This is a genomic window from Mucilaginibacter sp. 14171R-50 (genome assembly GCF_010093045.1).
In the GTDB taxonomy this organism is placed as follows: domain Bacteria; phylum Bacteroidota; class Bacteroidia; order Sphingobacteriales; family Sphingobacteriaceae; genus Mucilaginibacter.
This window is the reverse complement of record NZ_CP048115.1, coordinates 3,074,580-3,095,309: the sequence shown is the minus strand read 5'-3', so window position 1 is coordinate 3,095,309 and position 20,730 is coordinate 3,074,580. Positions and strand designations below refer to the sequence as shown.

Annotated in this window: 27 protein-coding genes and 1 tRNA gene; 19 read left to right on the top strand and 9 right to left on the bottom strand. The window is 45.4% G+C overall.

The genetic code is table 11. The features are described 5' to 3' along the window. The first annotated feature begins 118 nt into the window (after window positions 1-118). The 3 genes from GWR56_RS14190 (at window position 119) to GWR56_RS14180 (ending at window position 3,088) form a co-directional block, all read left to right on the top strand. Window positions 119-427 (top strand): phosphoribosylpyrophosphate synthetase, encoded by a 309-nt coding sequence (locus tag GWR56_RS14190; protein WP_162431887.1) that lies wholly within the window; start codon window positions 119-121, stop codon window positions 425-427. A gap of 304 nt (window positions 428-731) precedes the next feature. After that, window positions 732-2,063, top strand: a complete 1,332-nt coding sequence (locus GWR56_RS14185) for a cytochrome ubiquinol oxidase subunit I (protein ID WP_162431886.1) — start codon at window positions 732-734, stop codon at window positions 2,061-2,063. Next, window positions 2,060-3,088: a cytochrome d ubiquinol oxidase subunit II gene (locus tag GWR56_RS14180; protein ID WP_162431885.1), complete on the top strand. Its 1,029-nt coding sequence runs from the start codon at window positions 2,060-2,062 to the stop codon at window positions 3,086-3,088. The genes GWR56_RS14185 and GWR56_RS14180 overlap by 4 nt, the downstream gene beginning before the upstream one ends. Window positions 3,089-3,203: 115 nt before the next feature. On the opposite strand, the gene GWR56_RS14175 is transcribed toward GWR56_RS14180, so the two are convergent. Together GWR56_RS14175 and GWR56_RS14170 are read right to left on the bottom strand one after the other, a co-directional pair. Beyond that, window positions 3,204-4,430 (bottom strand): glycosyltransferase family 1 protein, encoded by a 1,227-nt coding sequence (locus tag GWR56_RS14175; RefSeq protein ID WP_238395240.1) that lies wholly within the window; start codon window positions 4,428-4,430, stop codon window positions 3,204-3,206. Next, a complete protein-coding gene (locus GWR56_RS14170; RefSeq protein ID WP_162431884.1) occupies window positions 4,417-4,572 on the bottom strand; it encodes a hypothetical protein in 156 nt (51 codons plus the stop codon). The genes GWR56_RS14175 and GWR56_RS14170 overlap by 14 nt, the downstream gene beginning before the upstream one ends. A 251-nt stretch (window positions 4,573-4,823) precedes the next feature. Between GWR56_RS14170 and GWR56_RS14165 the strand changes: the two genes are divergently transcribed. From GWR56_RS14165 to mobC, 10 genes are all read left to right on the top strand, one after another. After that, window positions 4,824-4,897 (top strand) — tRNA-Ile (locus GWR56_RS14165). Window positions 4,898-5,212: 315 nt separating this feature from the next. Further along, a complete protein-coding gene (locus tag GWR56_RS14160) occupies window positions 5,213-6,502 on the top strand; it encodes a site-specific integrase (RefSeq protein ID WP_162431883.1) in 1,290 nt (429 codons plus the stop codon). Next, the gene (locus GWR56_RS14155; RefSeq protein WP_162431882.1) at window positions 6,502-7,545 is read left to right on the top strand and encodes a YhcG family protein; all 1,044 of its coding nucleotides are present in this window, start codon (window positions 6,502-6,504) and stop codon (window positions 7,543-7,545) included. The genes GWR56_RS14160 and GWR56_RS14155 overlap by 1 nt, the downstream gene beginning before the upstream one ends. 444 nt (window positions 7,546-7,989) lie before the next feature. Further along, entirely contained in the window at window positions 7,990-8,313 is a 324-nt protein-coding gene (locus GWR56_RS14150) for a helix-turn-helix domain-containing protein (protein ID WP_238395239.1), read from the top strand. Window positions 8,314-8,364: 51 nt separating this feature from the next. Continuing rightward, complete coding sequence (locus tag GWR56_RS14145) at window positions 8,365-8,685, top strand: hypothetical protein (protein ID WP_162431881.1); 321 nt, start codon at window positions 8,365-8,367, stop codon at window positions 8,683-8,685. A gap of 36 nt (window positions 8,686-8,721) precedes the next feature. Then, on the top strand, window positions 8,722-9,330 hold the full coding sequence (locus tag GWR56_RS14140; protein WP_162431880.1) for a ParA family protein: 609 nt from the start codon (window positions 8,722-8,724) through the stop codon (window positions 9,328-9,330). 142 nt (window positions 9,331-9,472) lie between these two features. Further along, window positions 9,473-9,727 carry a hypothetical protein gene (locus tag GWR56_RS14135; protein ID WP_162431879.1) on the top strand — a complete coding sequence of 85 codons (255 nt, stop codon included), beginning with the start codon at window positions 9,473-9,475 and terminating at the stop codon, window positions 9,725-9,727. Window positions 9,728-9,893: 166 nt separating this feature from the next. Continuing rightward, window positions 9,894-10,301, top strand: a complete 408-nt coding sequence (locus tag GWR56_RS14130) for a hypothetical protein (RefSeq protein ID WP_162431878.1) — start codon at window positions 9,894-9,896, stop codon at window positions 10,299-10,301. Beyond that, complete coding sequence (locus tag GWR56_RS14125; RefSeq protein WP_162431877.1) at window positions 10,268-11,476, top strand: relaxase/mobilization nuclease domain-containing protein; 1,209 nt, start codon at window positions 10,268-10,270, stop codon at window positions 11,474-11,476. Before GWR56_RS14130 ends, GWR56_RS14125 begins: the two co-directional genes overlap by 34 nt. Window positions 11,477-11,480: 4 nt before the next feature. Beyond that, the gene (gene mobC, locus GWR56_RS14120; RefSeq protein WP_162431876.1) at window positions 11,481-13,373 is read left to right on the top strand and encodes a conjugal transfer protein MobC; all 1,893 of its coding nucleotides are present in this window, start codon (window positions 11,481-11,483) and stop codon (window positions 13,371-13,373) included. A gap of 21 nt (window positions 13,374-13,394) precedes the next feature. On the opposite strand, the gene GWR56_RS14115 is transcribed toward mobC, so the two are convergent. The 6 genes from GWR56_RS14115 to GWR56_RS20705 all read right to left on the bottom strand — a co-directional run bounded on the left by GWR56_RS14115 (window position 13,395) and on the right by GWR56_RS20705 (window position 16,213). After that, a complete protein-coding gene (locus GWR56_RS14115) occupies window positions 13,395-14,207 on the bottom strand; it encodes an AraC family transcriptional regulator (RefSeq protein ID WP_162431875.1) in 813 nt (270 codons plus the stop codon). Between the two features lies 1 nt (window position 14,208). Next, complete coding sequence (locus tag GWR56_RS14110) at window positions 14,209-15,180, bottom strand: aldo/keto reductase (protein ID WP_162431874.1); 972 nt, start codon at window positions 15,178-15,180, stop codon at window positions 14,209-14,211. Between the two features lie 77 nt (window positions 15,181-15,257). Then, on the bottom strand, window positions 15,258-15,467 hold the full coding sequence (locus GWR56_RS20715; RefSeq protein ID WP_255456697.1) for a transaldolase family protein: 210 nt from the start codon (window positions 15,465-15,467) through the stop codon (window positions 15,258-15,260). After that, window positions 15,389-15,622: a transaldolase family protein gene (locus GWR56_RS20820; protein WP_162431872.1), complete on the bottom strand. Its 234-nt coding sequence runs from the start codon at window positions 15,620-15,622 to the stop codon at window positions 15,389-15,391. Before GWR56_RS20820 ends, GWR56_RS20715 begins: the two co-directional genes overlap by 79 nt. Before the next feature lie 64 nt (window positions 15,623-15,686). Next, window positions 15,687-15,980, bottom strand: coding sequence for a transaldolase family protein (locus GWR56_RS20710; RefSeq protein ID WP_162431871.1), 294 nt, complete (start codon window positions 15,978-15,980; stop codon window positions 15,687-15,689). Between the two features lie 20 nt (window positions 15,981-16,000). Further along, window positions 16,001-16,213 (bottom strand): transaldolase family protein, encoded by a 213-nt coding sequence (locus GWR56_RS20705; protein ID WP_162431870.1) that lies wholly within the window; start codon window positions 16,211-16,213, stop codon window positions 16,001-16,003. A gap of 330 nt (window positions 16,214-16,543) precedes the next feature. Between GWR56_RS20705 and GWR56_RS14085 the strand changes: the two genes are divergently transcribed. From GWR56_RS14085 to GWR56_RS14070, 4 genes are all read left to right on the top strand, one after another. Continuing rightward, window positions 16,544-17,842, top strand: a complete 1,299-nt coding sequence (locus tag GWR56_RS14085; RefSeq protein ID WP_162431869.1) for a hypothetical protein — start codon at window positions 16,544-16,546, stop codon at window positions 17,840-17,842. A 109-nt stretch (window positions 17,843-17,951) separates the two neighbouring features. Beyond that, window positions 17,952-18,485, top strand: coding sequence for a DUF4142 domain-containing protein (locus tag GWR56_RS14080; protein WP_162431868.1), 534 nt, complete (start codon window positions 17,952-17,954; stop codon window positions 18,483-18,485). Further along, window positions 18,482-18,817 carry a plastocyanin/azurin family copper-binding protein gene (locus GWR56_RS14075; protein WP_162431867.1) on the top strand — a complete coding sequence of 112 codons (336 nt, stop codon included), beginning with the start codon at window positions 18,482-18,484 and terminating at the stop codon, window positions 18,815-18,817. The genes GWR56_RS14080 and GWR56_RS14075 overlap by 4 nt, the downstream gene beginning before the upstream one ends. A 97-nt stretch (window positions 18,818-18,914) precedes the next feature. Next, on the top strand, window positions 18,915-19,121 hold the full coding sequence (locus tag GWR56_RS14070; RefSeq protein WP_162431866.1) for a hypothetical protein: 207 nt from the start codon (window positions 18,915-18,917) through the stop codon (window positions 19,119-19,121). 79 nt (window positions 19,122-19,200) lie between these two features. On the opposite strand, the gene GWR56_RS14065 is transcribed toward GWR56_RS14070, so the two are convergent. After that, complete coding sequence (locus tag GWR56_RS14065) at window positions 19,201-19,743, bottom strand: MFS transporter (protein WP_162431865.1); 543 nt, start codon at window positions 19,741-19,743, stop codon at window positions 19,201-19,203. Window positions 19,744-19,886: 143 nt separating this feature from the next. Between GWR56_RS14065 and GWR56_RS14060 the strand changes: the two genes are divergently transcribed. Together GWR56_RS14060 and GWR56_RS14055 are read left to right on the top strand one after the other, a co-directional pair. Next, window positions 19,887-20,534, top strand: a complete 648-nt coding sequence (locus tag GWR56_RS14060; protein WP_162431864.1) for an AraC family transcriptional regulator — start codon at window positions 19,887-19,889, stop codon at window positions 20,532-20,534. A gap of 4 nt (window positions 20,535-20,538) precedes the next feature. Beyond that, window positions 20,539-20,730 carry a 2Fe-2S iron-sulfur cluster-binding protein gene (locus GWR56_RS14055; RefSeq protein WP_162431863.1) on the top strand — a complete coding sequence of 64 codons (192 nt, stop codon included), beginning with the start codon at window positions 20,539-20,541 and terminating at the stop codon, window positions 20,728-20,730.

Sequence of the window (20,730 nt, the reverse complement as noted above, 5' to 3'; positions counted from 1 at the left end):
TGCTCGTGCTATTATAAAAATTGCGGCAGATCAAGGCTAAAGAAGATGCAGGGCACGTGGGATTTAAGGGCGATGAGATGATTAAAAATATCTAAATTAGCATCAAACATTTATCGTTATGAAAACAGATTACGGAACGCTATCTCAAACCATAAACGGTCTTAAAGCAGAGGGCTACACGCTTGATTTTAATGTTCAAAAAGATTGTCTTATCTGCCATAACACGAATACCCAGCTATCTCCGGAGGAATTTGAAATAGACGGCGTTTTCCGTTTTGAAGGAGAATCCGACCCGGACGACGAAGCTGTGCTTTACGCAATATCTTCTACTAAAAGCGATGCAAAAGGGGTACTGGTAAACGGTTACGGGGTTTCAAACGACGACGCGTCGGCCGCACTGGTACAGAAACTGAACAGACATAGGTAATACTCCTATTTACGTCATTTTTGGCAGGTGTTCATTTTCGGTGCACGTGAACACCGTGAACAAACATGAACACCTGATAATCAATCAGTTGAATTTTTATGTTTTGCAAGTAACTAATAATCAATTAGTTAATAAAACACCCCTTTAGGCGGCTGTAAAAGAGTATTTTAAGGGCTTCCGATACTCAATAATCACCAAAAATCCAACAATGTTGCGGCTTTTTATCTAATTATTATTCGTTCTAAATTGCTAAAAATGTGCAATTTATATAAGTAAACGTTTATATAGTACTTAAACTTGCACTATGGATAATTTTATGGCCGCGCGGTCGCAAATGGCGTTGTCCCTGGGCTTCCACATCATATTTTCATGCATAGGTATGGTAATGCCCTTTTTTATGGCAGTATCACATTTTTTATGGTTACGTACCGGCAACCCGGTGTACCGCAATGTAACCAAAGCCTGGAGCAAAGGCGTGGCCATCTTCTTCGCAACCGGCGCGGTATCAGGCACGGTATTATCTTTTGAGCTGGGCCTGCTTTGGCCAACCTTTATGAAACACGCCGGGCCCATATTTGGCATGCCCTTTTCATTAGAGGGAACGGCCTTTTTTATTGAGGCCATCGCGCTCGGCTTTTTTCTTTACGGGTGGAACAGGTTTAACCGATGGTTCCATTGGTTTACAGGGATTGTGGTGGGGATAAGCGGGCTGTTGTCGGGCATATTGGTGGTAGCTGCCAATGCCTGGATGAACACCCCTGCCGGTTTTGATGTGGTAAACGGCAAATACATTAACATTGACCCTATCAAGGCGATGTTTAACCCAGCCTGGTTTTCGCAAGCGTTGCACATGTCCATAGCTGCATTTGCGGCTACCGGCTTCGCTGTGGCGGGCGTGCATGCGCTCATGATCATGCGGAAACAAAATGTAGGCTTTCATGCAAAAGCGTTTAAAATAGCGGCAATTTTTGGGGTTACAGCCAGTATATTGCAACCCCTTAGCGGCGATATATCGGCAAAAATGGTGGCCAAAACACAACCCGCCAAGCTTGCCGCCATGGAAGCTCATTTTATTACCAGGCCCAACACTCCGCTTATTATTGGCGGTGTGCCCGATGTAAAGAATAAAAAAGTTGATTACGCCATTGAACTGCCCGGCCTATTAAGCTTTATGGTGCACGATGATTTTAAAACACCGGTAACGGGCCTTGATAAGATCCCTGAAAAAAACCAGCCGCCTGTGGCCGTCACACATTATGCTTTTCAATTAATGGTGGGCCTTGGTATGCTGATGATGGCCTTGGGGGTGCTGTACCTGGTAGCCCTGTTAAAAAAACGCTCCTGGTTCGACAAACGCTGGTTCCTGAAACTATTTATAGCGGCTACCCCTATTGGTTTTATTGCCGTTGAGGCCGGATGGACGGTTACCGAGGTTGGCCGCCAGCCCTGGATAATACAGGGAGTTATGCGTACTGCCGACGCTGTTACCCCTATGCCGGGGGTGGCTTACTCTTTTTACCTGTTTACGGCAGTCTACTTTACTTTAAGTATAGTAGTCATATTTTTGCTGTACAGGCAAATAAAAATGGTACCGGTAATTTACGACAAGGATACACCTAAACCTGTAAGCGCATGATATACGTGGTCATTGTTTTTTTGTGGGTAGCCCTGCTGTTGTACCTGGTTATGGGCGGCGCCGATTTTGGGGCGGGTATTATTGAAATGTTTACATCAAACAAAAACAAATCGCGCACGCGCAAAATCATGTATAACGCCATTGGCCCTATCTGGGAGGCCAATCATATGTGGCTTATTATTGCCATTGTAATACTGTTTGTGGGTTTCCCGGTGATATATGCAACCATGTCTACCTACCTGCATATCCCATTAGTAATCATGCTTATGGGCATCATCGCGCGCGGCACGGCCCTCACCTTCCGCAATTATGATGCAGTGCACGATAATATGCAGAAGGTGTACAATAAGATATTTGTGTATTCCAGTTTTATCACACCGTTGTTCCTCGGCATTATAGCCGGCAGCACCGTATCAGGCCGGGTTGATCCGCTGGCAACCAATTTTATGGACGCCTATATTTATAGCTGGCTAAACTGGTTCTCGGTGGCTATTGGTTTCTTTACGGTGGCGCTGTGCGGTTTTCTGGCAGCCATTTACCTTATTGGCGAAACCGAAGACGAACGAAAGCGATTCATCCGCAAAGCAAAATTGATGAATATTGCAGCGGTAGTTGCCGGCTCGGTTGTTTTTGTCGCTTCGGTTAAAGAGGGCATTCCGTTAGTGCAATGGGTTTTTGGCAGCATCATCGGCGTAGTTGCGGTAAGCGCGGCTACCATATCGCTGATAGCGCTTTGGTATTTGATAGCGAATGGTAAGCGCTTTATTATCCGTGTGCTGGCGGGTTTTCAGGTTACCATGATACTGATAACCACTACCTATAAGCATTACCCGAACATCATTATTCTAAAAAACGGCGGGCATTTATCGCTCATCCAGCATCAGGGCGCCGAAAAAGCCATCCAAATGTTGGGGGCGGCATTACTTATAGGCAGTGTTTTTATATTGCCTGCCTTGTTTTACCTGGTGTGGAGCTTTCAATACAAACCCGAAAAAACGGAGCATGAGGGCGGTGACGAGCAATAGATCGACCTAAAGGATGACAAAAACTTTAACCATCCCGAGACCGAAGGCCAGGTGCTCATCAACAGCGCCCCAAATTTCCGGCAGGCCCGGAAAACCCATGGTCAAATCCGTATAACTAAGCCGATACTAACTGCATCCGGCATGCAAGTACAAGGTTACTGATATCGTTAAAGTATACACCCGCCAGTTCATCCCAACTCAAGTGCTTACTGTATTGTAACCCGTTGGCCGCAAAGCTGGCGCTAAGCTGCCGGTTGTGCAATAATAATTCTATCTTTTCTACGTATTCATCAGCATTGTATGGGCTGCATTTAAAGCCGTTAACACCCTGGTCAATAAAATCTTTTGAGCCGCCCCCATCGGCAATCACACATGGCAAACCAGACGCCATGGCCTCTATTACCACATTGCCATACGTTTCGGAAACCGACGGGAACAGGAAAACATCCGCTGAAGCGTAGAGTACCGATAAGTATTCATGATCGATATCGTTGGTAAAGACAGCATTGGGCATTTTAACTTCACATGCCTGTCGGGCCGTGCCATTACCAACTATCAAAAGATTTACAGGCGTTTTAAGAGCTTGCAACTTATCGTATATATTAAAAAGGGTTTCCAGGTTCTTTTCCCAGACCAGGCGGCTGGCAAATATTACGGTTGGATTTTTGTTACCCACCACTTTTTGTATCCGCCTCTTATCTTTTTTATATGGCGAGAATAAAGCGGTGTCTATGCCCCGCTTCCATATTTTCATGCTATCGGGATAAATACCCATTTCCGTCAGTTCATTCCTGATGCTGTCAGATGGTACGTAAACTTTATCGCAACGGTTATAAAAACTTTTATGAGCTTTAGTTAGATGGTGCTTAACATGCCTGATAAGCAACGGAGCCCGCTTAAAATAATAATCTACATACGATATAAAGTGAGTGTGATATATGCTGATAACAGGTAAACCGGCGCGACAAGCATAATCTAACCCGAATGACCCCAAAAAAGAAGGGGTGGCAATGTGAACCACATCAGGATTAAATGCCTGTAACTTTTTTATTAACCTGCCTTTTGCCAATAAGGGTATGGCGATTGAATAATTTGAGTTTACAGGTAAAGATAGCGCGGGTATCTGAAAGCTCCCGAAATTTAATATGCTTTCGGGCCCCTCGCCATAAATAAACAGGTAATCGAACCGGGCGGCATCAATACGGTGTATAAGCTGATACATAGTGCGCACTGCACCATCAAAATCCACGGTGAGTATATCAGCGAAAAACGCCACCTTGATCTTTTTCATATCCTTCTTGCCCGTCGCCGGCAGGCAGCGCGATACATTAGGATATGGCATGGGTTGTTTTTCTTCCGCGCTTAAATCCGGGCTTACTATTCTTTTTTAAATTGACGTTAGTTTTTACCGGCACGCGCGAAGCGGCTAATATTACCAATGCAGCTATCAGCAGCATGGCAATGTCAAGTGATGAATATCCCATTTCCATATATTTTATATTATATACAGTAAAAGTGCTGCCAGTGTTTTACTGGAATGTCAAGCGTGGGTTATCGTTAAAACAACGTTATGGTATTTTAATGTTAAATGCCGGGGATAGCAGCACCCATCCAATTGTAAATAAATTGCCTATAAAACAGCTTGTTATGCCCAAGTGGCAAAAAATGAAATGATTTTTGTATTTACGGCTACATTTTTACATATTTGCAACCTCGAAAATAACAACTATTTTCAGCGCCTATAGCTCAGTTGGTTAGAGTAGAAGACTCATAATCTTTTGGTCCCTGGTTCGAGCCCAGGTGGGCGCACGATGTAAGGTTTTTTTGAAAACCTCAACCCTCTAAGTCACTGATTTAGAGGGTTTTTTCTTTTTTAGTAATCCTTCTCAGTCCTTCTGAATACAACACTTGCGAGACCAATCTGGCTACCAGTTCTCTTTTTTTACATTTGGTATCCAAAAGTGGGTTAAGTATTTGACATACAGCTATTTGAATAAATTAAATATAAATCGAAAACGACTCAAAAAGACTGCAAATCTCAAATCTAGCCCGCGATCAGGATACCTAAAATAAAGGAGCCCTGGATGGAATTAATCATTTTATTCATTCAAAAACTGTTAAAAGATGAAAACATCGCAGTCGTTTGGTGTCAACTTCACCATCAAAAAACAAAAGGCCAACAAGGACGGAAAGACCAACGTGTATGCCTGCATTATCGTCAACAAGGAAAAAATATTCCTCGCACTCAAAAAGCAGGTTGCCGTAGAGGATTGGGATTACGGGCGTGGCAGCCTCAAGGTCAAAGCCGCAGAGGCGAGGGACACCAATAGTTATTTAGAGCAGGTCAAGTTCACCATTACTACTTATTACCAACAATTGCAGATCGCCGGTAAAGAAGTCACCCCGCAGTTATTAAAGTCCATGTTCCTGGGCGAGGACACCGATGAAACCTATACCCTTAGCAAACTGATGGACTATCACTACGAAACCGCTTCGGCCGCATTAAAGCCAAGTACGCTGATCCATTACGGCGTGACCAGGCGTTACCTGGAAAAGTTCCTCAAAGAAAAATTGAAAACGACCGATATCCGCCTCCATGATATCGACTACAAATTCATCATCGACTTTGAGACCTATCTCCGGAATCACAAGCCCGCAGACCACTTTCAGCCGATCAATAATAACGGCGTGATGAAACACCTGATCCGTTTGCGCAAGATGACCACCTTGGCCTTTAAACTGCAATGGATCACCAGAGACCCGTTCAAAAATTACAAGTTCCGTTATAAAAAGGTCGAAACGGCCTTTCTATCCACCAACGAATTAAAAGCCCTGGAAAATTACGAACTGGCCTCTGAGACGCTTCAGATGATCCGCGACTATTTTCTTTTTGCCTGTTACACCGGCCTGTCATTCGTTGACCTGATGAACTTACATGAAGGAAATGTCGTGCGCGGCGAGGATGACGAAAAATGGCTCAAGCTCTTCCGCCAGAAAAGTAACGAGCCGACCAACATACCGATCCTTTCACCGGCGCTGGCCATAATGGATAAATACAAGGATAATCCGCGTTCCATCAGCTTAGGAAAGATATTCCCGACCATCACCAATCAAAAAACTAATGTTTACCTGAAAGAGGTCGCCAAGATCGTCGGCATTAGGAAGAAACTGACCTTCGGCGTGGCGCGTCATACCTTCGCCACCACCATTACCCTGGCTAACAACGTTCCCATCGAAACCGTGAGCAAGATGATGGGCCATACCAAGATCGCTACCACGCAGATCTATGCCCGGGTGCTGCTCAAAAAGATCAGTGAAGACATGAGCGTACTGAAAGAAAAATTGGAGCCTGAGCCCAAACGTCCGACAGCGAAAAAATCGAATGTTAAACCCGTGATGAAACGCGTCAGCTAATGGAACAATTAACCAACGACAAACTTTTCAGGTCAGTCAGGGAACTGATCGAAAAGTCCCGGAGCGAGATCGTCCGAAATGTGAATACGGTAATGGTTTACACCTATTATCATATAGGTGAACTGATCGTCAACGAAGAACAAGCCGGTAACAAGCGGGCAGCTTACGCCGAAACGATCGTTAAGGATCTCAGTGAAGCGCTGAGCCGTGAATATGGCAAAGGCTATTCTCATCGTAACCTGGACTATTTCAAGCAATTTTATTTATTGTATCGGGAACGAATTGCGAAATCAGTGATTGCGCAATCTGATACCGTTAAAAACATTTCGCAATCACTGATTGCGTTTTCTGGACTGTTCAAAATAAGCTGGACACATTACATCCAGCTAATGAAAATTTCCGACCCCGGTGAACGGGAGTTTTATGAAAGGGAATCCATCGCCAATAACTGGTCCGTCCGGGAATTGCAACGTCAGTATCATTCATCGCTCTTTGAACGATTGGCACTAAGTCAAAATAAAAGAGGGGTTTTGAATGATGCGAATACAGCGCAGATCAGTGAAGCACCGGTACATGCTTTAAAAAGTCCCTTTGTATTGGAGTTCCTGGGCTTAAAGGAGGACAGTGGCTATTCAGAGAATGATCTTGAAACCGCGATTATCAATAAGCTCGAACACTTTATGCTCGAATTGGGCAAAGGCTTTTTGTTCGAGGGGCGGCAACGCCGAATCACGCTTGAAAGCGACCATTTTTGGATAGACCTCGTCTTTTATAACCGGCTGCTGAACTGTTTCGTCCTGATCGACCTGAAGATCGGAAAACTGACTCACCAGGACATCGGGCAAATGCAAATGTACGTCAACTATTATGACCGGAAGATCAGGCAGGCCCACGAGAAACGCACGATCGGCATCATCCTGTGTAAGGAAGACAACCAGGCGGTCGTAGAGTTTACGCTGCCGCTGAATAACGAGCAAATTTTCAGCAGAGAGTACAAACTTTATTTACCCAGCAAGGAGGAACTTAAAAAGCAACTATTATGATCAGGCATCACCAGCAGGAAATCCATCAAATCAGCACCATGATCCGCATGGCGCGTTCAGCGCAAAAGATGACCCGGCACTAACTGGCCGATAAATGCGTATACCGAAGTACCGGATAGCGAAAGCAGAAAATGACAGTGGCGATGTGCCTGTCTCCATCTTGCGAACCATTATAAAAAGGGGTTGTCAAAAGCAATGATCCGAAAGTTGGCCACTCATTTTAAAGTAAGGCAAGAGGCTTTTTAACCGGCCCTATAGTTTGCATTAATTGCCTATTTGTTTCAAAATTCCGAGACGCTGTCTCGGAATTTCACATCCTCCAAAGTTTTCGATCCTTTTTATTCTTTTCGGATTCACATAAACGCTAAAAACCCACCATATACCCAAAGTTGTCATTTCCTGAATTTGAACCTGCACATCTTTGCAGTCCACAAAAATTTAATTATGGAAAAGGCAAGTGAACAAAGATTAAGAACAACCATGGGTGTGGTTCCGACACGTAACCAGCTATTGACCCTAGGTGACCTGGACGATTTCAAAAACGATGTCCTCCAGGAGGTAAAACGCATTATTAAAGAATGCGTTAGTGGTGCTCCCGGTAAGAAATGGCTCAAGTCAGCAGAAGTTAAAAAACTGCTCGGTATTTCGCACGGTTTCCTCCAATCCCTGCGCGACAGCGGCGTATTACCCTTTACCAAAATAGGCGGCTCGATCTATTATGATTACGAAGACATCACTTTCATGATGGCCAGCCACAAGAGCGCCTGATGTTGAACCGGCCGGGCCTGTTTGCCAGGACCCGGCTATAATTTTTACCTTATGCTATTCCAAACACCGAAACGTAAAGCCAGGCGGGTGCAGGTAGAACGCCGGAAGTCCGAACCGACCATCCAGAATGGATTTGGCATCGAAATGCCGCCGCAAAGGCTCCTGGTCGAAATTTACTTCGACCAGAAAGAGTGCCCAAATCAGGCAAGTGTATTTTATGAACATTACCAAAAGGCCGATTGGGCCAGCCCCAAAGGCACACCCTACCGTAACTGGAAGCTATTGGCCGGAGACTGGATCTACAACTATCAGCAGGCGGTCAAGCTGGCCAAACGAATACGAACCAACGCATTGAGCAAGCTATCCTTATAGCAAGCTATCATTCTATCAACATAGCAAAATAACATCATGGCAAAGATCATTACCATCGCCAACCAGAAGGGCGGCGTAGGCAAAAGCACCCTCGCGATCAACCTGGCTTTAGCTTTCCGGGACCAGTTAAACGTCGTGCTGGTCGATACCGACCTTCAGGGCAGCCTGTACCATATCCGGGACGAATTCCCCAGCCTGCCGGTCATCGGGCTAGATAAGCTCACAGACATTCAGCAACTGGACTTTGATCTGGTGGTCGTAGACACGCCGCCCTATCTCTCCAGCCGACTGCCCGAGTTATTCATTTATTCAGATTTTATTTTGGTGCCGACCAAAGCCGGTTTCTTTGATGTCATGGCGATTCGGTCGACGCTGGCGCTTATTAAAGAGGCCCAGCATAAAGCGCCGCGTATCAAAGCCGGTATTGTATTAAATATGATCAAACCGCGTGCGGGCATCACACAGGAAGTCTCCGTTCTACTGGAGAGTTTAGGCACCCCACTGTTGCAGACCAGGATACATGACCGCGTAAGCATTGCCCGCTCCTTCATGACCGGTGGCGTTTTAAACGGCCATGATGCCCGCGCCAAAACAGAGATCATGTCGCTTACGGAGGAAATCGTTGATCAGATTATGGCGGGATAAATGGATAGCTTTTTATTTGAATAGCATCATAGCAACCTCGCAAACTATGACAATAGCAGCTTAGCATGATAGCACAGTTTGATAGCAAGTTAGCATGATAGCCCACTCATAAAATTTGATAGCAACCTAGCATGATAGCCACATGGATAATTACAAAAACAAACTCGGCAGCCTGGCCGACAAGCTCAAAAAGGAAGCGCCAAAAACACCGATACAGGAAGTACTACCGGTCAAGGTCGCCGCACCGCAGGAACCCAAAGTGCAGTTCAATAACCGGATCCCCAAAAGCTTGCTGAAACGGCTGAAGGCAGCAGGCCTAGACGAAGATGTATCCTTGCAGGAACTAACGATACAGGCACTTGAAATGTATCTCAGCCAAAAGGCGAAGCCCGAATAAACGACAAAAATACCAATGGAAACACTGATAGCAGGTTAACCCTGCCCGCTGCGCAGCAGTGAGCAAGATGTACAATTGTGTCACAATTGAAATCTTGCCCCGGCTTCCGGGGATGACCGCTTTTAGGTAAAAATCCGCCGGAGTTGGATTTTTAATTTTAAAGACGATGAGCAAAACAAATAACCGAACCCGCTGGAAAAACCTTCGCTTTCAACCGGAGGAATATCAATTGCTGGAAGGCCGTTTTAAAAAGACACCCTTTCGCAAGCTCAGCGAATACATGCGCAGCGTGCTTCTGGAAAAGCCGGTAACCGTCTTTTACCGTGACCGGGCCATGGATGATATATTAGAGGAAATGGTGTTGCTGCGACAAGAGCTCAATGCCATCGGCAACAATCTGAACCAGGCGATGCATAGCATTAATAGTGCGCACGGGAATGCTGATACGCGATTGTGGATGAATTTAATGCGTGTTATCAATAGCACACTGGAGCCATCCATTGATCGCATCAAAGAAAGAATGAACCAATACGCGGATATATGGTCGCAAAAATTAAGAGCGGCAAAAGCCTGATCGGCGCGCTCAACTATAACGAAAACAAAGTAAAACAGGGAAAAGCTAGCTTGATAGCAGCCGTAAAATACCCCAAGGAAAAGGAACAGCTTTCATTTAACGACAAGCTGTTCCGGCTGACCGATTTGGCTGGGATGAACCAACGGGCCAAAACCAATACCGTTCATATTTCCCTGAACTTTCCAAACGGTGAGCACCTGGCAGACCAAAAGTTAACCGAGATCGCAAAGGAATACTTAGCAGGCATCGGCTTTGCAACCCAACCCCATTTGGTCTACCGCCACGAGGATGCCGGGCATCCGCATATCCACATCGTCACCACGAACATCAAACGGGATGGAGAACGGATCAGCTTGCATTACCTGGGACAAAACGAATCGGAAAAAACGCGTAAGGCCATTGAGGTCAAATATAGTCTGGTTAAAGCCGAAGAGCAACCCAAGCAAAAGCCTTCGTTAAAAGCGGAGATAACCGCAGCGGAATACGGTAAAGCGGAAACCAAGCGAACGATCACGAACATCCTTGGCTTTACCCTAAGGGCCTACAAATTCACCAGCGTTCCCGAGCTCAATGCCATCTTGCAGCAGTATCATATCCAGGCCGACCGGGGTTCTAAAGATTCCAGTATGTATGCCCGCGAGGGTTTGGTTTATTGGATACTGGATAAAAAAGGGAACAAAATTGGTGTGCCGATCAAAGCCAGTACGATCTACGGCAACCCTACGCTGAAAACGCTGGAAGAAAAATTCCGGCTCAACCAACAATTGCGGAAACCATTTAAAGCGGAACTCATCAAGCTCATCGACCTGGCACTAACCAAACCGCAAACCAAAAGCAGTTTCCAAAAGGGACTCCAGGCAAAGGGTATCCAGGTGATCCTGCGCCACAATGAGGAAGGCCGCATTTACGGTGTGACTTTCATTGACCAGCCAAATAAGGCGGTATTCAATGGCAGCGACCTCGGCAAAGCTTACAGCGCGAACTTACTATCCGCCAAATTTCTGCCGGAGTTCCAAACTAAGGTGGTCACGGCTCAACAAACCGAAAACGAAGCGGTCCATCCAAGCGCCGCCGGTAATGATGAATTGTTAGACATATTATTCACGGCGGAGCGGGAGGACCTGGCTGCGCTCAGCAAATTCAAAAAGAAGAAACGTAAAGGATTAAATCTATAACGCCATGCAAACCGGAGAAAACGAACAAGCACTCCGTAAGATCATCGATTTTACCAGGCTGTTGAGTATTGCGATACTGCTCATTCATTTTTATTTATGCTGTTACCAGACGTTTCAGAGACTGCAATTAACGCACACTATCGTCGACCATGTCCTATTACCACTCGCTAAAATGGCGATTTTCAAAACGCTGCTGATTGCTAAACTAAGCGCGCTGCTATTGCTGGTGGTATCCCTGGTTGGAAGCAAAGGCAAAAGGGATGAAAAAATAAGGCTTAAAACGGTCGCCACTTACTGTGCGACCGGCTTACTGATCTACTTTTTCAGCAATTATCTATTGCATCTTGGGTGGCTTTATATCACAGCTACCTCGTTTGGCTACTTATTATTTATGACCGGCGGCGGAATGTTGTTCCGGATGTTAAAACTGAAATTTGGCTCAGATATTTTCAATAAAGAGAATGAGACCTTCCCGCAGGAAGAACGGTTGCTGGAAAACGAATATTCTATCAACCTGCCCGCCAAATATCAATTAAAAGGTAAAGAGCGTGATAGCTGGATCAATATTATTAACCCCTTTCGCGGCACGCTGGTTGGCGGCAGTCCAGGCGCAGGTAAATCCTATTTTGTGATCCGGCACATCATCACGCAGCATATCCGCAAGGGCTTTAGTATGCTCATTTATGATTTTAAGTATGATGACCTTTCCCGGATCGCCTACAATGCGCTTAGGGAACATGGTAGTCGCTCATTCTATGTCATCAATTTTGAAAACATTATGCACCGCAGCAATCCCCTCGAGCCGGAAACGATGACCGATATTACCGATGCGATGGAGGCCGCACGGACGATCATGCTGGGTTTGAACCGGGAATGGATCAAAAAGCAGGGCGATTTCTTTGTCGAATCGCCGATCAATTTTGTGACGGCGCTCATTTGGTTCCTGAAGAAATATGAGGGCGGGCGCCATTGTACCCTGCCGCATGTGATCGAATTATCGCTGGTGGATTATAAAGACCTCTTTGCTGTGCTGACCAGTGAACCGGAAATTGAGGTACTGATCAACCCTTTCATATCGGCCTGGAAAAACGAAGCTTATGAACAGTTGGAAGGTCAGATCGCCAGTGCCAAAATAAGTTTGGCGCGCTTGTCCTCACCCCAATTGTATTACGTCCTAAGCGGCAATGATTTCTCACTGGATATTAATAATCCCAACAACCCAAAAGTGGTGTGCTTAGCCAATAACCCGCAAAAGTCGCAGGTATATGGCGCGGTCTTATCACTTTATGTCAACCGTATCAACAAGCTGGTCAACCGCAAACAACAGCAGAAATGCAGCCTGATCTTTGACGAGTTCCCGACCATCTACTTTAATGGTATTGATAACCTGATCGCTACCGCGCGCTCCAATAAGGTGGCCGTAACTTTGGCGGTGCAGGACTACTCTCAATTAAAGAAAGACTATGGTCGCGAGCAGGCCGAAGTGATTATGAACATTGTCGGCAATATTATCTGCGGTCAGGTGACCGGTGATACGGCCAAACAGCTTTCCGAACGCTTTGGCAAGATCAACCAACAAAAGGAAAGCGTTTCAATCAATAGCAGTGACACCTCCATCAGCCGCTCGACACAACTGGACTATGCGATACCTGCATCCAAGATCGCCGGGCTGTCATCCGGCGAATTTGTCGGTATGGTTGCGGATGACCCGACGAATCCCATAGATCTGAAAACTTTCCATTGCCGCATACAAAATGATCACGAAGCGATCGGATTGGAAGAGGCAAGCTATGAAGCTATCCCCACCGTCCGCAGCATTTCCATTTTCGAGGCTCAAAGTAACTATCAAAAAATCAAAGCAGATATCCGGGAGCTTATTCAAACCTTCGTCGAATAATTAGTCAGCCCGCCTTTTTAGCTAATCGTTTTTAACCGTTGGTGCTTTGCCGAATTTCTTTTTAAAGGAATGAGAAAAGTGCGACAGGCTTTCAAAGCCCAGGTCCAGATAGATCGCAGACGCTTTTTGGTGCTTGTTTTCGATCAGGTGTTTAGCTTCTGCCAGGCGCCTGTCCTGCAGCCACTGCCGTGGCGGTATGCCGAAGGTCTTCTGGAAATCGCGTTTAAAACCGGCGAGGCTGCGGCCGGTCAACTGGGCGAACTTCTCTACGGGTACGTTGAATTGGTAATTGCTGCGCATGAACCGTTCCAGATCGATCTTATGCGGTTCAGAAAAGTCGAACAGGAAATTACGCAGTCCGGGCAGCGCATTCATTAATAGTTTGACGCCTTCTTTTATTTTCAGGATGCCCATTTCCTCCGTCAGTGCCGCTGATGTGCGGCGTGCGTAAGGAACAATGGATTGAAAATAACCTTGCAGGAATTCATCGACCGGAATCAGCATATTGGGCGGGCCTACATATTTTTGATCCGTTTCTATCTTTTCTTCCAGGGCGATCTTACGCAGCAGGTCTTCCTGCAAGGATATGATTATAGTTTCATAATTACCACCCGGCAAAGGTGTTTTAGTGATCGTACCCAGTTGATTTTTTCTGATCAGCAGCATCGCACCGGCAGTCATACCTATGGTCTGTTCTGTTGTTTCCAGGCGAAATTGCCCCGAAACCTGCAATACTAAAGTATGGTGATTCCAAAAACAGACCTTCTCTTTCCGCTCGGTAGAAAGATAAGCGTAGAAGATCACGCCGGGCAATATTTCTTCGGGATTGGTCATTTTAACGTTGCAAGTAGGTGCCGCCTAAGATAGCGCCTGGTGCAAAGGTAGTATTTAACGTTTCCAACTCGTTAGCGGTGAAGGTAATTTCCATAGCGGCGGTATTCTCAGGCAGGCGCTTCCTTTTGCTCATACTTACTAATGGCATAATATGCTCGCCCTGGGCATTTACCCAGGCAATGGCCAGCTGCGTCGGTGTAGCGCCTTTTTCCTGAGCCAGTTGTTTCAATACTTCCACCTTCTCTAAATTTTTGATAAGGTTATCTCCCTGGAACCGGGAAAAATGACTTTGATAATCGTTCTCGGCCAAAGGTGCTTTCATTTCCCCGGTCAATAGGCCTTCAGCGGTATTAGCAAAAGCCACTACTGCAATTCCCAATTCTTTAGCGGTCGGCAGCAAGTCTGTTTCAATTTGACGGTCAGCTAATGAGTAACCGATCTCTAATGCACTGATAGGATAAACGGCGTTTGCCTGACGCAGTTGCGCTGCTGTAATTTCAGATACGCCGATATGTTTTACTTTTCCTTCTTTGATCAGGTCAGCCACGGCACCAATAATTTCTTCTACCGGTACGCTGCCGTCCATACGGCATGGCTGGTACAGATCAATGGCGTCTATACCTAAACGGGTAAGCGAGTAATTGATGAAATTCTTAATGGCAATGGGGCGCAGATCTAATCCCAGCCAATGGCCGTTATGGAAGATGGCCCCAAATTTCACGCTGATAAAAGCATCGTCGCGCCTGCCTTTGATGGCTTTGCCCACGAGCATTTCATTGTGACCGGCGCCGTAGAAATCGCCGGTATTTAAAAAGTTGATACCGTTATCCAGCGCTTGTTGTATAGTGGCGATGCTTTCTGTTTCGTCAGGCGTTGGGCCGCCCCAGATCGAAGACATGCGCATGCAGCCTAATCCCAGTTTGGAAACCAACGGGCCGTTTTGGCCCAACGCTATTTTTGCTATATTTTTCATAGGACAAAAATCAACAAAATAAAAGGGCTCAGGTTTCGTATATGGCTCAATTTAGTTGAGTGTATGGCTCGGATGGTTTAGCGTTCATTAACGGACCATAAATCATTTTCCAGACTATTGTTCACTTTCCCTTGTTCGTTAAAAGCAATGAGCGCATCTTTGGGAACAGTGTTAATCGTGTCAGGCGCTATCAACGCTTCGATATATTTTACATCACTGTATGCGGGTTCTTTCGTACCCGTACTCGCCCACAGCAATTTCTGAGGCTTCCCGCCAAGTTTTTCCAATTTTTAAAACGTTTGCTATGAAAAGCGTTTTTATAAATCTGATACGCAATTTTGGCTGACGCCACCGCTACTTTACCCTTTAGCTCGCGAAGTCCTACTTCTTCTAACAAAGGATCAACAAGCGTATCTATGCGGCTGAGAAAGAAACTGGCCACCGAATCAATTCCGTCTATTGCCTGTTTTGCGGCTAAGCGATATTCTAAACCGGAAAGGTATGCTTCAACGACCTGCTTGTACTAAATCAAATAGTAGGTTGATGTTTACATTTATGCCGTCACAGGTGCATTCGTAAATAGCAGTCAAACTTTCTTTGGTGGCAGGTATCTTGATCATCCCGTTTTGACGCTCGACTGCTCTCCGTAACTCTTTAGCCTGCTGAATCGGTCCCTGGGCGTTTCTGGCTAATCTAAGAGACAGCTGAAGACTGATAAATCCGTCGGTACCGCCACTTGCCTGGTAAACCGGATGAAGGATGTCAGCCGCCCTCTTAATATCGCTGACCGCCAGTTCCATAAATATTTCTTCACCGTTCTTTAGGGTATAGAAAATTTTGCGATATCGGCATCGTAATCAGTATTACTACTTATTGCTTTTTCGAATATGGAAGGGTTCGACGTAACGCCGGTCAAAGCATATTCAGCCATCATTGATTCAAGCTCGCCATTATTAAGTATCCGCCGCTCGAAAAAATCCAGCCAAATACGCTGATCCAAACGCGTTATATCCTTTACCTTATTTGATTTCATAGTTTTATGCTTTTGTCTCTTAATAATTTAGAACATATCGGTCAGCGCATATATCAACTATTAGAGAATCGCAAAAGGAAAAGGGTTACAAAATGAACAGGATCATAAGTAAAAGCATCCGGATGACCGGGTATGAATAAAAAATTCGCTTCACTTTGTAACCCTTTTTCTGCGGGCATACTCTAACCTATAAAATATCATCATGGCACTGCAATCACCCATAACTCCGGGCTGTTGATTGGCCATCGATCAAAACACAATTATTGAAAGTAAGTGAGGTCGTGCTGTGGCGCGCGACTCCACTATGCGCAAACTTTAAATTTAAATGATATGAGACCTTACAAAAAAATTTCAGTGGTAGCTGTTTTACTGCTATTTGTATTTATTCTTACCAAATGTAAAAAGGAGCACAAGGAAGATAAGAAAGACTCCGATGTTCAATTGATCAATGACGGCAAACAGGTTTTTCGCTTCGATACGTTTGGTGACGAAGACTTTTGGAGCGGTACATTGCATCTCGACAAAGCCATAGCGGGTGCAGCGAATGGCGGTTTCGGTCCCGGAGTAAGCCCAAAAACAGCGTTGGCTGTCGGCTTGAAGGTAGATGCGTCGGCTTTACCTGCAGACGTAGTTGCCGGCATCAAATCAGGAACTGTAAATTTAGATGACCCGGCCACCACGCTGGCACTTTTACGCTTAAATGCAGTAGTTGGTGTTAAGGGAACATTTGCATCAGATGGCAAGCTGCAGGCCATAGGCATCACTTGTGCTTCCTGCCATTCTAACGTGGACGATTCCTTTGCTCCCGGAATAGGCAACCGTTTAGACGGCTGGCCTAACCGCGACCTTAATGTAGGGACTATTATCTCACTTACAGATAATGCTAAGCCTGTTGCTAACCTGCTGCATGTCGATGAAGCCACACTTCGGGCAGTGATAAAGCAGTGGGGGCCCGGCAAATTTGCCGCTGCTTTGTTTATGGACGGAAAAGCGTTAAAGCCTGATGGGACCGCAGCCGCAAATTTGATCCCCGCCGCGTTTGGCCTGAAGGATGTTTCATTGACTACATATACCGGATGGGGTGATATCAGTTATTGGAATAGTTTTGTCGGTAACCTGGAAATGCACGGGAAGGGAAGCTTTTCCGATCCCAGGTTAAATAACAGCGCCAAATATCCAATTGCGGTTGAAAATGGTTTTTTTAATGTCGTAAACAATCCAGACCAGATCACCTCGAAGCTACCTGCGTTAAAGGCATACCAGCATTCAATACCTGCGCCAAAACCGCCTGCAGGAAGTTATGATGCAGCGTCAGCCGCTTTAGGAAAAGGAATTTTCATGAATAAGGCGAAATGCTACAATTGTCATACCGGTTCTTCATTCACTGATAACATTTTGCATACACCGGACGAGATCGGTATTGACGATTTTGAGGCGAAGCGATCACCGACCGGTAAGTATCGCACCACACCTTTAGCAGGCATATTCGCAAGGATGAAGGGTGGATTCTACCATGATGGCCGGTTCGCTGCATTGAGTGATGTGGTAAATCATTACGATGCAAAAATGTCTTTAAATCTCACTACAACAGAAAAACAGAATTTAGTTGAATACTTAAAATCATTATAACAGCAAACGGTTGGATTAATACCATGCCCATTATCAATAACTTATTTGTAACCCTTTTCCATTAACAAATCTCTAATAAATGTTCACTTACCATAAATCAAAAAACGTTATGAAAAAAAAAACAAACTTTATCCCGATCATTCTGGCTTCATTACTGGGACTTTCTTTCCCCTCATTTGCACAAAATTCGAAACTGACCGATCCGGAGATCGCATCTATTGCTGTAACGGCAAACCAGGTAGACATTGACCAGGCCGCCGTGGCACTGAAGCTTTCCAAAAATCCCGATGTGATACATTTTGCAGAAACAATGGCCAACGACCATAAGGCGGTTATCGGGCAGGCAGTAGCACTGGTGACCAAGCTAAAGGTGACACCTAAAGATAATGCTGTCAGTAAGAAGCTGACTGCCGATGCCACTAAAACGATAGCCGACTTAAAAAAGAAAAGTGGCAAGGCGTTCGATAAGGCTTATGTTGACAACGAAGTCGCTTATCATAAAGCGGTTATTGGCGTTGTAGAAGGTACCCTGATCCCCGCGACCGCAAATTCAGAATTGAAGGACTTGCTGCAGAAGGTCGTACCGGCGCTGAAAGCACACCTGGAACATGCCGAAATGATACAAAAAAGCCTGACTAAATGAAAAGACTGATTTTCGCAGCCGGCTCCTGCCTGTTATGGGCCGGACTGCTTATGATACAAAGCTGTTCCTCAGCACCGGAGAAACCTTCCGCTTATGTTGTAGAGATCAAGGACATGAAATTTGTGCCCGAGGACATCACGGTTAAAAAAGGCGATACGATCACCTTTATCAACCGTGATATGATGGCCCATGATGTTACTGAGGAAACAGCGAAATCATGGAGCTCCGGCAAAATGGAAGCGGATGTATCCTGGAAGCTGGTGGTCAGCGAGGCTGCCACTTACTATTGCAGTATTCATACGGTCATGAAGGGTAAGATCGAGCTGGAATAGGAATAGCCATTGTGTACATGACATGATTGCAAAATGTACGGTTGAATTTAACGTCGGAAAAGGCCACTACGGTTATCTTTGTTCAAACCATTCGAGGATGATGCTATCCAGCCGCTATTTGGACTTTGAATATGATGCCAGCCAATTAATTAAGTTTATTGCTGCAGGCGATTTTTTTTCTTGTATGTTAAAAACCGGGGATATTATTCATTATACGCCGACGAACCCCGATTTATTTCTACAGTGGCTGGTTGCTCATGATATTGAAAATATCAGAAGGATAGAACGAGATACTTTTAACTGAACAGACGGGGAACAAGGTGAAGGCTTACTGACATTTACTGATCAAGCTGTACACTTTTTTAACGATAAAAGGCAGCCGGTCAACCGGCTGCCTTTTGTTTAAAATGGAGCCGGCTGATCGGACCGCAGGTAAAGAACCGTTTTGTTGATATAAGGTAAAAGCGCAATGAGCGTGATCGTAAGGAATAGCATAAGACTATGGATTGATAGTAGTCCATAATGAATCTCACCTGCCCCTGGGTATTCGCCGAATGAATGATCAGCTGATGGGCCAGTTTGCCCGCTTGCGCATTTTTTATACCCTTTGCAGTAAAAATATGAGTTTGCTTCACGACAGTTTGAGTGGCTACCAGATTGGTTCGGCTGACCTGCTCCTGGAAGATATTGTAATGTTTACTTTTTGAAAAAAGCTCAAAAAAATTGATTAGCGCGATACTTACCATAAAGCCTAAGCAGCGGACAAATAAGCATACGCCGGCGGCGGTAGTACCTAACCTATGAGGTACCGCCGCGATGGCAAACACAATAGTTGGTGTCATTAACATACCTGCCCCCAGGCCCTGAATGACCAGCGGTAACGTATACTCCGACTCATTAGCTTGTATATCGAGGAGGAAAAACATCCCGGTATGATAGATCAATAGCAGCAGGAAACCGCTGATCAGGATCAACCGGACCGGCCGGTGTACGCATTCAGCACAAGACCCTCGTTGTCCATACTCGGCATTACTTCTGGATCCCGGCCGGCATCGCACATGTCTTAACGGTGAGCAACTCGGCCCCTGTATTGAGGTCTCTATTCTTCTATACGTTTGATGACGAGAAGCATCCGTTTTTTTTGAATGTCGGTATTTATCCCATTAATGAACTCTTGCTTCAGATGATCAAACATTCTGATAAGTGGGAAGGTCAGATTCGAACAGCGGATCAGCGTTATCAATTTTTGGTGACCGTCAAGAACATTTTGCCCGAGATCAGCACTCACATTATGCCGATGGCGTTGCCAACGACGGATAATGAGCGTATGCTTCCGGTGCTATCCTTTATGGCAGAGCACTTGTCAGAACCCCATAATCTGGAAAATATCAGTAAAAGATTTGGTTTCAGTAACCGGTCGCTGTCCAGGCTATTTAAAGCCACACTCGGGGTTTCATTCCTGCAATATCTAACGTTACTCAGGATGGTTAAAGCCTTTGAAAGATCCTTGGAACTGATCACTCCTTATCTCATATCGCTTATTCCGTGGGTTATCACAGTTTGTCGGCCTTTAGTACAACCTTCTATCAGATCACGAAAATGTCACCATGAAGTTTTAACCGTTACCGGTCATGATAAAGGAAAGTATATGGAATTAACGCTGATTCACCGGGGGAGAAGAGCGCCGCATCTAAATAAATGCGGCGGCTCACTATAGCTTAATGACATTGATAGCTGACCAACTCGCCATCCCGGGTTTTGGCTTGTGCTGCGGAATGGGTAGTTGCGGGACCTGTATGGTACAGGTTGCAGATTCGTTTTCTATGGCGAAACGCCCCGTATTGGCCTGCGGTACACCTGTTGACGGTACACTTTCCAATGTCTGTATTTTTATCCCGGACAAAATTTACTGA

Coding starts and splice junctions, on each gene's coding strand:
- GWR56_RS14190 (WP_162431887.1), top strand. CDS start 119: ATGAAAACAGATTACGGAACGCTATCTCAAACCATAAACGGTCTTAAA.
- GWR56_RS14185 (WP_162431886.1), top strand. CDS start 732: ATGGATAATTTTATGGCCGCGCGGTCGCAAATGGCGTTGTCCCTGGGC.
- GWR56_RS14180 (WP_162431885.1), top strand. CDS start 2,060: ATGATATACGTGGTCATTGTTTTTTTGTGGGTAGCCCTGCTGTTGTAC.
- GWR56_RS14175 (WP_238395240.1), bottom strand. CDS start 4,430: ATGCCATATCCTAATGTATCGCGCTGCCTGCCGGCGACGGGCAAGAAG.
- GWR56_RS14170 (WP_162431884.1), bottom strand. CDS start 4,572: ATGGGATATTCATCACTTGACATTGCCATGCTGCTGATAGCTGCATTG.
- GWR56_RS14160 (WP_162431883.1), top strand. CDS start 5,213: ATGAAAACATCGCAGTCGTTTGGTGTCAACTTCACCATCAAAAAACAA.
- GWR56_RS14155 (WP_162431882.1), top strand. CDS start 6,502: ATGGAACAATTAACCAACGACAAACTTTTCAGGTCAGTCAGGGAACTG.
- GWR56_RS14150 (WP_238395239.1), top strand. CDS start 7,990: ATGGAAAAGGCAAGTGAACAAAGATTAAGAACAACCATGGGTGTGGTT.
- GWR56_RS14145 (WP_162431881.1), top strand. CDS start 8,365: ATGCTATTCCAAACACCGAAACGTAAAGCCAGGCGGGTGCAGGTAGAA.
- GWR56_RS14140 (WP_162431880.1), top strand. CDS start 8,722: ATGGCAAAGATCATTACCATCGCCAACCAGAAGGGCGGCGTAGGCAAA.
- GWR56_RS14135 (WP_162431879.1), top strand. CDS start 9,473: ATGGATAATTACAAAAACAAACTCGGCAGCCTGGCCGACAAGCTCAAA.
- GWR56_RS14130 (WP_162431878.1), top strand. CDS start 9,894: ATGAGCAAAACAAATAACCGAACCCGCTGGAAAAACCTTCGCTTTCAA.
- GWR56_RS14125 (WP_162431877.1), top strand. CDS start 10,268: ATGGTCGCAAAAATTAAGAGCGGCAAAAGCCTGATCGGCGCGCTCAAC.
- mobC (WP_162431876.1), top strand. CDS start 11,481: ATGCAAACCGGAGAAAACGAACAAGCACTCCGTAAGATCATCGATTTT.
- GWR56_RS14115 (WP_162431875.1), bottom strand. CDS start 14,207: ATGACCAATCCCGAAGAAATATTGCCCGGCGTGATCTTCTACGCTTAT.
- GWR56_RS14110 (WP_162431874.1), bottom strand. CDS start 15,180: ATGAAAAATATAGCAAAAATAGCGTTGGGCCAAAACGGCCCGTTGGTT.
- GWR56_RS20710 (WP_162431871.1), bottom strand. CDS start 15,980: ATGGAACTGGCGGTCAGCGATATTAAGAGGGCGGCTGACATCCTTCAT.
- GWR56_RS20705 (WP_162431870.1), bottom strand. CDS start 16,213: ATGAAATCAAATAAGGTAAAGGATATAACGCGTTTGGATCAGCGTATT.
- GWR56_RS14085 (WP_162431869.1), top strand. CDS start 16,544: ATGAGACCTTACAAAAAAATTTCAGTGGTAGCTGTTTTACTGCTATTT.
- GWR56_RS14080 (WP_162431868.1), top strand. CDS start 17,952: ATGAAAAAAAAAACAAACTTTATCCCGATCATTCTGGCTTCATTACTG.
- GWR56_RS14075 (WP_162431867.1), top strand. CDS start 18,482: ATGAAAAGACTGATTTTCGCAGCCGGCTCCTGCCTGTTATGGGCCGGA.
- GWR56_RS14070 (WP_162431866.1), top strand. CDS start 18,915: ATGATGCTATCCAGCCGCTATTTGGACTTTGAATATGATGCCAGCCAA.
- GWR56_RS14065 (WP_162431865.1), bottom strand. CDS start 19,743: ATGTTTTTCCTCCTCGATATACAAGCTAATGAGTCGGAGTATACGTTA.
- GWR56_RS14055 (WP_162431863.1), top strand. CDS start 20,539: ATGACATTGATAGCTGACCAACTCGCCATCCCGGGTTTTGGCTTGTGC.